General features: G+C 37.2%; 12 protein-coding genes and 1 pseudogene. 8 read left to right on the top strand and 5 right to left on the bottom strand.

All coding sequences use genetic code 11. The annotated features are described in order from the left end of the window. The first annotated feature begins 49 nt into the window (after positions 1-49). The 4 genes and pseudogenes from V7S50_RS16070 to V7S50_RS16055 all read left to right on the top strand — a co-directional run bounded on the left by V7S50_RS16070 (position 50) and on the right by V7S50_RS16055 (position 2,584). Positions 50-637 (top strand): annotated as a pseudogene (locus V7S50_RS16070) (hypothetical protein). Positions 638-719: 82 nt separating this feature from the next. Next, complete coding sequence (locus V7S50_RS16065; RefSeq protein ID WP_242252846.1) at positions 720-1,424, top strand: nucleotidyltransferase domain-containing protein; 705 nt, start codon at positions 720-722, stop codon at positions 1,422-1,424. A 202-nt stretch (positions 1,425-1,626) separates the two neighbouring features. Further along, entirely contained in the window at positions 1,627-2,022 is a 396-nt protein-coding gene (locus V7S50_RS16060; protein WP_242252847.1) for a VOC family protein, read from the top strand. A gap of 58 nt (positions 2,023-2,080) precedes the next feature. After that, complete coding sequence (locus V7S50_RS16055; protein ID WP_048555034.1) at positions 2,081-2,584, top strand: GNAT family N-acetyltransferase; 504 nt, start codon at positions 2,081-2,083, stop codon at positions 2,582-2,584. Positions 2,585-2,709: 125 nt separating this feature from the next. Here the strand turns inward: V7S50_RS16055 and lsrF are convergent, their stop codons facing one another. Genes lsrF through V7S50_RS16035 form a run of 4 tightly spaced genes read right to left on the bottom strand, consistent with a single transcriptional unit; the run spans position 2,710 to position 6,381 of the window. Continuing rightward, positions 2,710-3,492, bottom strand: coding sequence for a 3-hydroxy-5-phosphonooxypentane-2,4-dione thiolase (lsrF, locus tag V7S50_RS16050; protein ID WP_242252848.1), 783 nt, complete (start codon positions 3,490-3,492; stop codon positions 2,710-2,712). Between the two features lie 6 nt (positions 3,493-3,498). Continuing rightward, on the bottom strand, positions 3,499-3,861 hold the full coding sequence (locus tag V7S50_RS16045; RefSeq protein WP_000909986.1) for a cupin domain-containing protein: 363 nt from the start codon (positions 3,859-3,861) through the stop codon (positions 3,499-3,501). 25 nt (positions 3,862-3,886) lie between these two features. Further along, complete coding sequence (gene lsrK, locus V7S50_RS16040) at positions 3,887-5,449, bottom strand: autoinducer-2 kinase (protein WP_336376448.1); 1,563 nt, start codon at positions 5,447-5,449, stop codon at positions 3,887-3,889. Further along, positions 5,449-6,381 carry a sugar-binding transcriptional regulator gene (locus tag V7S50_RS16035; protein ID WP_242252850.1) on the bottom strand — a complete coding sequence of 311 codons (933 nt, stop codon included), beginning with the start codon at positions 6,379-6,381 and terminating at the stop codon, positions 5,449-5,451. The genes lsrK and V7S50_RS16035 overlap by 1 nt, the downstream gene beginning before the upstream one ends. A gap of 349 nt (positions 6,382-6,730) precedes the next feature. On the opposite strand from V7S50_RS16035, the gene V7S50_RS16030 reads away from it, so the two are divergent. The 4 genes from V7S50_RS16030 to lsrB are packed head-to-tail and all read left to right on the top strand — an operon-like array spanning position 6,731 to position 11,188. Next, the gene (locus V7S50_RS16030) at positions 6,731-8,212 is read left to right on the top strand and encodes a sugar ABC transporter ATP-binding protein (RefSeq protein ID WP_242252852.1); all 1,482 of its coding nucleotides are present in this window, start codon (positions 6,731-6,733) and stop codon (positions 8,210-8,212) included. After that, positions 8,209-9,162, top strand: coding sequence for an ABC transporter permease subunit (locus tag V7S50_RS16025; RefSeq protein ID WP_242252854.1), 954 nt, complete (start codon positions 8,209-8,211; stop codon positions 9,160-9,162). Before V7S50_RS16030 ends, V7S50_RS16025 begins: the two co-directional genes overlap by 4 nt. Continuing rightward, positions 9,159-10,148: an ABC transporter permease gene (locus V7S50_RS16020; RefSeq protein ID WP_242252855.1), complete on the top strand. Its 990-nt coding sequence runs from the start codon at positions 9,159-9,161 to the stop codon at positions 10,146-10,148. Before V7S50_RS16025 ends, V7S50_RS16020 begins: the two co-directional genes overlap by 4 nt. Beyond that, the gene (gene lsrB / locus V7S50_RS16015) at positions 10,145-11,188 is read left to right on the top strand and encodes an autoinducer 2 ABC transporter substrate-binding protein LsrB (protein ID WP_242252857.1); all 1,044 of its coding nucleotides are present in this window, start codon (positions 10,145-10,147) and stop codon (positions 11,186-11,188) included. The genes V7S50_RS16020 and lsrB overlap by 4 nt, the downstream gene beginning before the upstream one ends. 48 nt (positions 11,189-11,236) lie before the next feature. On the opposite strand, the gene V7S50_RS16010 is transcribed toward lsrB, so the two are convergent. Further along, positions 11,237-12,739 carry a malate:quinone oxidoreductase gene (locus V7S50_RS16010; protein WP_242252859.1) on the bottom strand — a complete coding sequence of 501 codons (1,503 nt, stop codon included), beginning with the start codon at positions 12,737-12,739 and terminating at the stop codon, positions 11,237-11,239. Between the last annotated feature and the right edge of the window lie 95 nt (positions 12,740-12,834).

Below are 12,834 nucleotides of genomic sequence, written 5' to 3'. Positions count from 1 at the left end.
ATTTATAGTAAAATATGGATGTGACATATGTTTATTTGTTTAGTTATAAATGGAGGTAAATGAAGTGAAAAGAATATTAATAATGGCAGCTTTAGTAACGACATTATTATCAGCGTGTAGTAATAATAATGTGAAAGAAGAAGTATCTAAGAATGAGGAAGAAAAACGTGAAAGCAGTGCAAAAATAGTAGAGCAGAAGTAGTATATCGTTATTGATAAGAATTATTATGAAATATTTCTAAAAGATGCTAGCTCAAATAAAGAAGATAGTGTGAAAGTAAGTTTAAGTGATTTAAATCCAACAAAATGGAAGGCACCTGTAAGAAACGGTATCCCAGATATAGGTGATTATATCTCTTTGGAAAAAGAGGAGGGCAAATACACACCTACATTAGTAAAAGATCTTGTTGGTGAAATAAAGTATGATGGTACAATTAAATATAAAATTTTAGAAGCAACTAATAAATCAGTAAAGTGGTTACCGCTAAATAAAGAGAACGATGGAGGGGTTGTTCCACCAGAGATGGTAAAAATAGTGAACTCTTCGAAAATAAAAGTTGGAGACATTGTAACCATTCAAGATAAAACAAAAAGCAGTAAAGACGCAATTGTATATGAACTGACAATTGTTGAATAAGTATGTAGAAGATTAAAGGGATAAGAGAAGTAATATATATAGGTAACGGATAACTCTATAATAATGTGTGTGGAGGTTACAAATGTTAGAAGCACAAATATTTATTAAACATAAACAACATAAAAAATTAGTGCAAACAATAGTAGCGGAAACCTTATGTAAGGAAAAGGTAAATGGATTCATGCTTATCGGATCTGTCGCAAGAGGTGACGCATATCCTGATTCGGATTTAGATTTTTATATTCTTTTAGAAGAAGGACAAAAGAAGAAATTTCATTCTGAAACGAGAGAAGATATTTTAGTTGAATATAAGGGTGCAGATTTTAATCAAATTCAAGTAAATTTTAAAAACAATCCGATGGAACTATACTCATTTCTAGAAGGGAAAATTTTGTTTGATAAAAGCGGTGAGTTGAAAAAGTTAAAGGAAATAGCTACATATGAATTTGAAAACTATCGTGTTTCTAGCGAAAAAGTGAAAGGCATTTCTCATTGGTTGCATAGTTCGTTAATTAAAATTCAATCTGCTTTGAAAGTAAATGATGAGTTAAAAGCTTCATACATAGTTCAAACTTCAACTTGGACATTGTTAGAAGGGATATGGGCTGTTAATAGTAAGCCAGTACCGCCAGCCGGGTCTGTTTTAAGGTATATTCAAACGTTACCGAATAAGCCAATTCATTTAGATGAGTTACTTAATAAACTATTTTTAGGAAATACAACAGAGCGCATCCCTTCAGCGAATTTCCTGATTGAGTGGGTTTTACACAATATGACAACTAAATAATAAGGCTATTTTATATAGGTAAATTAATATTTCACGTCGAACGGTTGATGTAATTACAGTCATAAAAAACGTTCTAGGCTATGAAGAAAAGTATTAGACTATAAAGCATAGTCTTAGACGGAACGCTTGAATATCTTACCTTACATATTTAAGTGTTATGAAAATGAGTCTACATACCCTCTGATTAAAAGGAGATGAGTGAATGAAGTTAAATCATTTAAATTTATGTGTAGATGATTTATTAGAAGCGAGACATTTCTTTGAAACATTTTTTGATTTTCAATTTTTGGAGCAAAAGGGAAAGGCACTAGTAGTGATGAGTGACGAAAGTGGATTTATACTTGTGCTGAGCGATCCAAAAGCATTTAAGGGGAATAAGGAAGTTACGTATCCAGAAGCTTTTCATATTGGTTTTTTAGTGGATACTTCAAATGAAGTTGATCAAGCATATAATCGTTTAGTAGCTGGTGGCATTGAAATAGACAAGGAACCGTATGGGATGAGAGGTAGTAGTTATGGTTTTTATTTTTCAATGTTTAATGGGTTATTAATTGAAGTGTCTTGTCTTGACTATAAAGATGGTAAGAAAGCTCGATAGCAATCAATAAGAGAAATTGAATAGTGCAGTACAGTGATATAAATAGGAGGTTACCGCTATGACATCTGTATTTAAAGATATGGCGTTCCAGCTGAGAACGGAACGACTCGACCTGAATATGTGGGAGGAATCCGATGCAGTCTGGCTTAGAGAACTAATTGGTGAACGTGGAGTGGAAATGCCAACCGTTGAATCTGTTCGTAACGATCTTATTGAGAAGCGCAAGAAAGCAGCTGAAAATGGTATTTCTCTTCTCACTATTCGTAGACGAGACGAAGGCGATTTCATCGGTTACTGTGGCTTAATTATCGGTCGTTCTACGCTTGAAGAGCCGGAGATTGCATACGAGTTGTTCCGCAGTGCTCATCGCATGGGATATGCGACAGAGGCAGCATCAGCGGTGCTAGAGGCTGCGATTGCTACGGGACGCCAAAGACTTTGGTCAACTGTAGGTGCTTGGAATACTGCATCTTTCCGGGTATTAGAGAAGATAGGATTTAAGCGGCATCACAGTACGTTTGGTGAACGCGGTGAGATTGTTTGGAATGTACGCGATCTGTAGAGACCTGACCAAATTTGAAATAATAAGAAATGTAAAAGAAAGCCCATATGTTACATATGGGCTTTTCCTTATTATAGTAAATATTGATTTTGTATTTATTTAAGTGTAATAGTCTATCTATTACCTTAGTTTTTTACATCATCATATAATTCCTGCGCCTCTTTCACATTCAATCCATTCTTCACAATACCATGAATCGCTTGAATCATCGCAGCAGGATGTTCAGATTGCCATATGTTTCGGCCCATATCTACCCCGATTGCGCCTTCTTGCAATGCATTGTACGTAATGTTTAATGCGTCTTCAATGGAATCTAGTTTTGGTCCACCAGCGATTACGACTGGGGCAGGGCAAGTGCTTGTGATTTTTTCGAATCCTTCGCAGTAGTACGTTTTAATAATGTCAGCGCCCATTTCAACGCATACACGGGAAGCGAGTGCAAGAAAGCGCGCTTCTCGTTTTTGTAGTTCTTTTGCAACTGCGGTAATGCCGAGTACTGGCAGACCATAATCGTGAGCTTCTGAAACTACATTTGCGAGATTTGTAACTGTTTGTGTTTCATAGTCTGATCCCACGAAAACAGAAACGCCGACGCCAATTGCATTTTGTTTCACTGCTTCTTTTACAGGGGTAACGATTGTTTCATTCGCTAAGTCTTTACCGACGACAGTAGATCCGCCTGATACACGCATTACCATCGGTGTGCTGCAGTTTTCAGGAATACAGGAGCTAAGTACACCTCGCGTTAAAAAGAGGGAATCTGTATAAGGAAGTAAGTTTTTGACGGTCTCAAGTGGCTGTTCAAGCCCGTGAATTGGTCCTAAAAAGTAGCCGTGATCTATCGCTAACATAACCGCTCTGCCATCAGGTAAAATAGTATTTAATCGATTTTTAAATCCCCAAGTCATTTGAAATCACTCCTTCGTTAATGTTGGATTTTCCGTTTGAACCGTATCTTTATTTGGTAAATGTGGTGACTTAATAAAAACAGCTTTAAAAGGTTTGTCAGAATGGTTAATCAGATAGTGAGATTCATGAGGGCGAACTTGCAGGACATCACCTTGTTTAATCGGAACTCTTTCATTATTCACATAGAAATCTATTTCACCTTCTAATGCATAAAAGACCTCTTCGCAAGTAGTATGATAATGGTTTTGAAACTCCTGTCCAGGTTGAATGACAACAAGACCAAGATCGATATTCGGACCTTGTATTAAATATTTCGGCCCGTTATCACCGAAGCGATAGGAGAAGTCGTTTTCATTCGCTTTTAACATACAGTTCACTCCTTTATGTAATGTGTTACAGTGCACCAGGCGCAATCCACATATGTGAGGTGAGCCTTTTATCAGCTAAAGCGAGCTGACTGTCATATACAGTTTTCCATGTTTCATAGAATTCTTTATATAGTTCGTGATTTTCAGTAACTGGTTCGAATGTGTGCTCCCACTGTACAAACTGTTCAGCGGTTTCTTCCATTGAATTATATATTCCAGCACCAACTCCAGCAGCAATCGCAGTTCCTAAAGCAGCTGCTTCTTTCACAACTGGTACTTTTACAGGGATACCGAGTACGTCTGATAGAATTTGTGGCCATAGTTTCCCTTTAGCGGCACCCCCAGCAAAAACGACTTTAGAAGGGAATGTCCCTGTGAGATTTTCTATTAATTTTAAGTTGCCAAGTGTAACAAAGGCGGCATTTTCTTCAATAGCACGGAACAGTTCTTTTTTTCCACATTTGTCAGCGTCTAAACTTAAATTTAAAAAGGAAGGTGCGGCATGACGCCAAGAAATGTAGTTCATTACGTTTGAAAAAGTAGGGATAATGCCATATGAGCCGACAGGTACATCATTCGCTTGTTCTTCTAATAATTCATAAGCATCTACACCAAGTTTGTCAGCAAGTTTCTTTTCCTCTTGGCAAAAAGCGTCTCTAAACCAGCGCATAACAAGTCCTGGGAAAAAGGCAATCGTTTCATATTGCCATAGGTTAGGTACGACGTGACAATTTATACGAATTGCAGCACATGGATCCGTTATTGGCTCAGTAACATTCACTTCTTGTTGCCAAAAACTACCTCCGCATATTAACGTTTGATGCGGTTTCACGACTCCAGTTCCGAGCGATGCCATTTGAGCATCTCCGCCCCCGGCTACGACAGGAATTCCTTCACGTAATCCAGTTAATGCTGCACACTCTTTTGTAACGTTGCCAATTACTGTACCAGCTTCATTTACTGTTGGTGAAAATGGTAAAGATAGACCGCACTCCTTAGCGACATCGTTATCCCACACTCTATTTTGTAAGTCAAAAATACCAGACGTACATCCGTTTGAGGGATCAATTTGCAGTACGCCGCTTAATTTATATAAAATCCAATCGTTTAACATTGTAAAAGAATGAATATTATTATAGACGTCGGGTTCATGTTTTTTAATCCAAAGTAGGCGGGGTAAAGCACCTAATGAAAAAGTTTGACCAGACTTTGTATATAAATCTTTTTCAAGATGTGACCGAATTTCTTTTAGTTCACTAACCTCGGCAGATGCGCGTCCATCAACATTTGCACAAGCCCATATTTCTTGCCCATCTTGATCGTATAGAACAAAACCTTCTCGCATACTTGTCGCGCTAATAGCAAGAATAGAAGAGGCAGGAGTGTTACTTTTTTGAAGAACCTCTTTTGTGCATACTTGTACAAGCTTCCAATTTTCTATTACATCAAAGTTCATAGAGCCTGGGTAACGAGGGTCAGATTTGTGAATCCATTCTTTTTGACTTACTGCAATTTGATTACCATGTAAATCAAAAAGAACTGCTCGAATGCTTCCTGTACCAGCATCGAAAGCTAATAAATTGAACATTAACAATCACCATCCTTTCGTAATAAGGAGAGGGCAGTTTCCTCATCGGTAATTAAGGTATGAATGAACTTTCCTTTTAAGGCACCATAAATTGCATCTATCTTTTCTGTACCTCCAGCAACACCGATGACATGATTCATATTGCGCAGAATAGAGAGAGGCGTGCCAATTAGGCGATTGTGATGTGGGAGCTCTAATAAATCGCCATTCGTATTATAAAACTGACCTAAAATATCTCCAGCACCATTTTGGTTACGAATATATGTCATTTCACGTAGTGTAAGTTTTTCTTCTTTCACAATAGTGGCATCTTGAGATAAACCGCCAATACCAACAACTGCTGTTTGAGCAAGTGAAGCGACATGAAGCATATCTTTTACACCCGGTTCTGATAGAATACTTTGTGCCATTTCGGTTGTAGACGCTAGAAACGGCGTAGGAATAATGTGAAGATCGCCTTGCATGTAGTGTAAATAGTTTTGTTTTCTAGGGAGATAGTGATTTACTCCACCTGTTAGCGTTACGATTGAAAGGTTAATAGAGCTTTCAAAATGAATGTTTTCTAGCATTTTGCTAATTGTTTCGCCCCAGCCTATGCCGAGTAGATCGCCTTGTTGGAGCTGAGTTTCTAAATACTGTGCAGCAGCTTTGCCGAGGGAAGTAGCATAATTGTCTATTGGAGTAGGGATAATGAATGCATCTTTTAAGTGGAATTTTTTTATTAAGTCACGTTCAATGCTCAAACAGTGTAAACCAGTCCCTTTTACATGAAATGTAACGATGCCTTCACTTCGCGCCTTATCTAATAACCGGACGACTTTATTTCTTGAAATATGAAGAAGTGAAGCGATCTCCTGTTGTGTTAATTGGTCTTTATAATAGTACCAAGCTACTTTTGTTAATAAATTCTCTTCAAAGTTCAGCTGTGTCATACTCTTCATCCCTTTCAACAATTGACCACTGCTTAAACATATGTGCTGTATATTTTGTTTATTCCAGTTGAAACGATTAATAATGCCTAGAAAAAAGTGTTCTAGATATAAAAAAAGGAATATACAATGCTACAAAACAAGTAGAACAAATAATCATTTTCTCAAAAAATGTTCTGGATAAAGTGAAACTTTAATCAGTGGGGATTTTGTTCATCCCCCACTGATTATTAGTTGAACCAATCGGGCATTTACTGGCAGTTTATCTCCCACCAAACTTCTTTGCTCCAGCTGAATTTTTAGGTGGGAGCTTTACTGCCAGTTAATGCGGGATAAAGGCAGGTGACATCATGTGGAGAACGCACCTTTATTACAAGTAAAAAAAATGAATAAGGCGTTTTTAAATCAACTTGTATTAAAAGAAGTGAACATTCAAGTAGAGCGCGGAGATATATACGCTTTAGTTGGAGGGAATGGTGCCGGGAAATCAACATTAATGAAAATATTAACGGGGTTATATTCGTATGATGATGGAGAAATGTATGTACAAGGAACGAAGCAACAGTTTTCAAATCCGTCAGAAGCACACCGAAAAGGTATTTATTTAATACCGCAAGAACCGCTCATTTTTCCGCATATGACTATTGAAGAAAATATATGTATCGGGTTAAAAGAAAAGAAAAAGAAATTAAGAGTACAGATTCAGCAATTGATTAGCAGCCTAGGATGGGGTATTGACCTTAATGAACTAGGAGGATCATTATCGATTGCGCAACAACAGTTAGTAGAAATTGTTAGAGGATTAATACGAGAAGCCGAGATTCTTATTCTAGATGAGCCAACATCGACATTAACAACTCACGAAATTAAGAGTCTTTTTGTGTTGATGAAAAGTTTACAAGAAAAAGGAATTGGGATGATTTATATTACGCATCGCTTTCCAGAAATCTTTGAAATTGCTAACAAAGTAGCAATATTACGAGATGGAATGATTGTAAGTCAAGGAGATGTATGTGACTATACATATGACATGCTGATGGAGGGACTATTACCAAAAGGGTATAAACAGAAAGAGAAAATAGAAGTAGTTCAAGAGACCACAAGGATGAAAAAAATATTAGAAGTGATTGATATAAATGGTCACGCATTCGAAAATATATCATTCACTGTACATGCTGGTGAGATTGTAGGTGTTGCTGGAATTATTGGATCGGGCAGAACGGAATTAGCAGAAGCGATTTTTGGGTTGAAAACTATAAAATCAGGGTCTATTTTATTAGATGGAAAATCAATTGATACATGCTCTTTGCATAAAAGACTAGACGAAGGACTAGTTTATGTGCCAGAGGATAGGGCGAGGAATGGAATTTTCTCAATTGCTTCTGTTAAAGAAAATATCGCAGCAGCAAGTTTACAGCAAAATAATCGCTTTTTTATAAATCAAGAAAAAGAAAGCGCTTTAGTTAATTCGTTTATAGAACAGTTCCGAATTGTTGTACAGAATATGAATAAAGAACTGGCATCTTTATCAGGAGGTAATCAGCAGAAGGTCGTGCTTGCAAAGTATCTCGCATGTAATCCTAAAGTTATTATTCTTGATGAGCCGACCCGTGGAATTGATGCGAAAGCAAGGCTTGAAGTGTATGAGACGATAGAAAAAATGAAGAGGGAAGGACTCGCAATAATATTAATCTCTTCAGATGTTGAGGAAATTGTTCAATTGGCAAATCGTGTATATGTAATGCGAAACGGAAAATTTATTTCTCATTTGGAAAAAGGACAAATGAGTGTAGATGAAGTTACACGCCTTGCATACGGAGGTGTAGCGGAATGAAACGCATGTTAAAAATGCACGAAACGTCTATCATAACGTTACTACTAATTTATATAGCTATTGTAGGAATGATAAATCCTAGTTTTATTCAATTTAACTCGTTATCTTTAATGATGAAATCTAGCGTTATTTTAGTCGTGTTAGCAATCGGCCAATCGTTCGTCCTATTTACAAAAAATATAGATGTATCAGTTGGTTCAAGCATGGGGTTAAGTGCAGCAGTTTGCGGAATGTTGCTAACGAATGAATATAGTGCATCCTTGTCGATATTTGCTGCTATTACACTTGGCGCCATTATCGGTTTCGTAAATGGTATTGGAGTTGCGAAGTTTCGAGTACCAGCTATTCTTATGACATTAGGCATGTTAGGAATTATTAGAGGTGCGATGTTAATTTTCACAGGCGGGAAGTGGATTGAAGATATTCCAAACGATTTTAAGCAGCTGTCATCTATCGTCATTCTTGGCTTGCCGATAACTGTATGGTTTGTTCTTATTATTTTACTACTACTATATTTCTTTTTAATGAAAGTACCATACGGAAGATATTTCTATGCAGTAGGTGATAATGAAGATGGTGCGAGACTTATTGGGATACCAGTAAATAAGGTGAAGATATATGCGTTTATTATATCGGGCATAAGTGCTGCACTCGCTGGTTGTATATTTGTTATGAATATTGGGTTCGTTCCGAATCAAACAGGCACCGGAATAGAACTACAGGTTATCGCAGCTGCTGTACTAGGGGGAATTCATTTAAAAGGAGGAACGGGTTCTATATTTGGAGCTGCATTAGGAGCGTTATTTTTAGAGGCGATAAGTAGTTCACTCGTCTTTTTAAAAATACCAGCATTTTGGAATAATGCTATTTCAGGTTTGTTACTACTACTTATTATCATATTGGATAGTGTAATGAAAAAGTGGAAAGCAGAAAGGAGAATGAATCTATGAAGTATTTTTACAGATGGGAAGGTGTTCTAATCGTATTACTTCTAATAGAATTCATTTTCTTTAGTTTTATAAATAGTGATTTCTTAAACGTTAGTAATCTCCTTTTTAGTACAAATGATTTTCTGTTTATAGCAATCGCAGCAATTTCAATGACTTTCGTTATTGTAACAGGAGGAATTGACGTATCGGTTGGCTCAATAATGGGGCTAACTTCGATTTTGATCGGTGTACTTTGGAGGAACGGGATACCTATTTTGTTTGCTGTTATACTTGCTCTTATATTCAGTTGTTTAGCAGGCGGTTTAAACGGACTCATTATAAAAATGACGGATGTAGAACCACTCGTCATTACACTCGGAACAATGTTTTTATACGGCGGGATTGCACTCGTCATTTCAGGAGGGGCAGGCGCTTCCGGATACGAAGGGATAAGTGGTTTACCTGGGGATTTTGTACAACTGGCAAATGGTAGTTTTATAGGAATACCTAATTTATTATGGCTACTTATCGTATTAACAATGCTATTTACTACATTGTTTCACCGAACAATATATGGGCGCCACGTAAAATTAACGGGGGCGAATGAAAATGCAGCGAAATATACCGGGATTAAAACGAAGAAAGTAGTGATTATCGCTTATATACTTTCTGGGTTTGGAGGTGGATTAGGGGGAACTTTCTTAACTGCCTATTTCGGTTCCGCACGTGCTGATATGGGAAGTGAAACAATTTTACCAATCATTACAGCAGTCGTATTAGGCGGGACACTTATTACAGGGGGAAAAGGAAGCATTATCGGTACTGTACTGGCGAGTATTTTTATTGGGCTCATGCAGTATGGCTTGCAAATGACGGGTTTAACAAATGAACAATCCAACGTAGTAATTGGTATTATTCTTATTCTTTCAGTTATTATGAGACATTTCAAATTACATCAATTCACACTGGGGAAAAGAAAGAACTTGCATAAGGGGGAAATGTCATGAAGAGAAAACTAGGGATTGTATTCATTGTATGCATTTGTTTAATCGGTTTAATCGTTTGTTCTAGTCAAACGGCAGATAAGAAAAAAGCGGATGATGTGAAATTTGCATTCATTCCGAAACTAACTGGAGTTGGCTTCTTTACATCGGGTGGTGAAGGGGCAAAAGAGATGGGAGATAAACTAGGCGTACAAGTGAAATATGATGGACCGTCTGAAGCAAGCGTATCAGGGCAGGTAAAATATATAAACAATTTTATTAACCAAAACTATGATGCACTTATGGTCTCTTCTACTTCAGTAGATGGTTTATCCCAATCACTGCAACGTGCTAAGAAAAAAGGGATGACTGTTTTAACATGGGATTCTGATGTGAATCCGAAAGACCGTTCCTTTTATATAAGCCAAGGAACACCAGACCAACTTGCTAACTTATTAATTGAAATGACTTCCAAACAAATTGGAGATAAAGGAAAAGTAGCCTTCTTTTATTCAAGTCCAACAGTAACGGATCAAAACCAATGGGTAACGAAAGCGAAAGAAATTATTAAAAAGAAATATCCGAACTGGGAAATTGTAACGACGCAGTATGGTGAAAATAATGCGCAAAAGTCTTTGTCAGTAGGGGAGAACATTTTAAAAACGTATCCAGATATTAATGCAGTCATTTGCCCAGATGCAACGGCACTTCCGGCAATGGCACAAGCAGCTGAAAACTTGAAAATGGATAAAAAAGTCGTTGTAACTGGTTTCTCTACACCAAACGTTATGCGTGATTATGTCAAACGAGGAACAGTACAACAATTCGGATTATGGGATGTAAAACAACAAGGGGCACTCGCAACGTATGTATCAAATGAAATTGTAGTAAAAGGGAAGAAGTTAAAAGTAGGAGATAGCTTTGAAGTAAAAGGAATCGGAAAAGTGAAAGTAGAGCCGAACTCCATTCAAGGATATGATTATGAGGCAGAAGGGAATGGAATTATCGTGTTACCAGAAAGAGTTGTATTTACGAAAGATAATATTGATAAGTATAATTTTTAATAGACAAATAAAAACGTCCGAATATATCGGACGTTTTTTATTTCTGCATTAATTATGAACAGTTTCTTTTTCGTTTAATCCAAGCGTACGACCAGTCGAAGTGTGAAGGTCTTGGAACAATCTTGGATTTTCTGTTAGTGAAATGCCGTAAGAAGGAATCATTTCTTTAATCTTTTCTTCCCATTCTACCATACGGCTTGGGAAACATTTTTCTAATACTTCAAGCATGACGTGTACGGCAGTAGATGCACCTGGTGAAGCACCTAGTAATGCAGCGATTGAGCCGTCAGCTGCACTTACAACTTCTGTACCGAATTGAAGTGTACCTTTACCACCGGCATCAGTATCTTTAATTACTTGCACACGTTGCCCAGCAACTACAATGTCCCAATCTTCACTTTTTGCGTTCGGAATGAATTCGCGTAATTCTTCCATACGTTTTTCATGTGATAACATAACTTGTTGAATTAAGTATTTTGTTAGTCCCATTTCTTTTACACCAGCAGCTAACATCGTTAAGACGTTATTCGGTTTTACAGAACCAATTAAGTCAAGGTTTGAGCCAGTTTTTAAGAATTTAGGTGAGAACCCTGCGAACGGTCCAAATAGTAAAGCTTTTTTATTGTCTATATATCTCGTATCAAGGTGAGGTACAGACATTGGTGGAGCACCAACTTTAGCTTTACCATATACTTTCGCATGATGTTGTTCTACAACTTTTTGGTTTTTACATACCATAAATAGTCCACTTACTGGGAATCCACCGATATGTTTTGATTCAGGAATGCCAGTCTTTTGTAGTAGAGGTAGGCTACCGCCACCGCCGCCGATAAAGACAAATTTTGCAGTATGATGTTCGATTTTACCACTATTCATATCGTGTACTTTTACTTCCCACAAACCATTCTTCGTGCGTTTAATATTTTCGACACTATGTTTGTAGTTTAGCTCGACATTTTTCGTTTGTAAGTACTCAAACAACATACGTGTTAATGCACCGAAGTTAACATCTGTTCCAGAGTCAATCTTCGTTGCAGCCATCAATTCATTAGATGTACGTCCTTCCATAATGAGTGGAAGCCATTTTTTTAATGTTTCAGGAGCATCGGAAAATTCCATACCTTGAAACAGTGGGTTTTTTGAAAGCGCTTCAAAACGGTTTTTTAGAAACTCAACATTTTTTTCACCTTGTACTAAACTCATATGAGGTAGAGGCATAATAAAATCTTGTGGATTACGAATTAATTTACTTTTTACAAGATATGCCCAAAATTGTCTTGAAAGCTGGAATTGCTCATTCACTTTTACAGCCTTACTAATATCTATAGATCCGTCAGATTTTTCGGAAGTATAGTTCAGTTCGCATAGCGCAGAATGCCCTGTACCTGCATTATTCCATTCATTAGAGCTTTCTTCCCCGGCACTTGCGAGTTTTTCAAAAACTTTAATTTCCCATTCAGGTGCTAATTCTTTTAGTAATGAGCCTAACGTTGCACTCATAATTCCTGCACCAATTAAGATAACGTCTGTTTTTTGCTGCATGTTGCTCATGATAATCTCTCCATCCCCTATATTGGCAAAAAAGAGTAGGTGTTTACTGTATCTAAGCCGTAAAAAGAAAACACCGCCTAGGCCCCACCTAGGTA

This window comes from Bacillus sp. CCNWLW194 (assembly GCF_037120585.1).
Lineage (GTDB): Bacteria > Bacillota > Bacilli > Bacillales > Bacillaceae_G > Bacillus_A > Bacillus_A basilensis.
The sequence above is the reverse complement of the archived record's forward strand: the minus strand, read 5'-3'. Positions and strand labels throughout refer to the sequence as shown.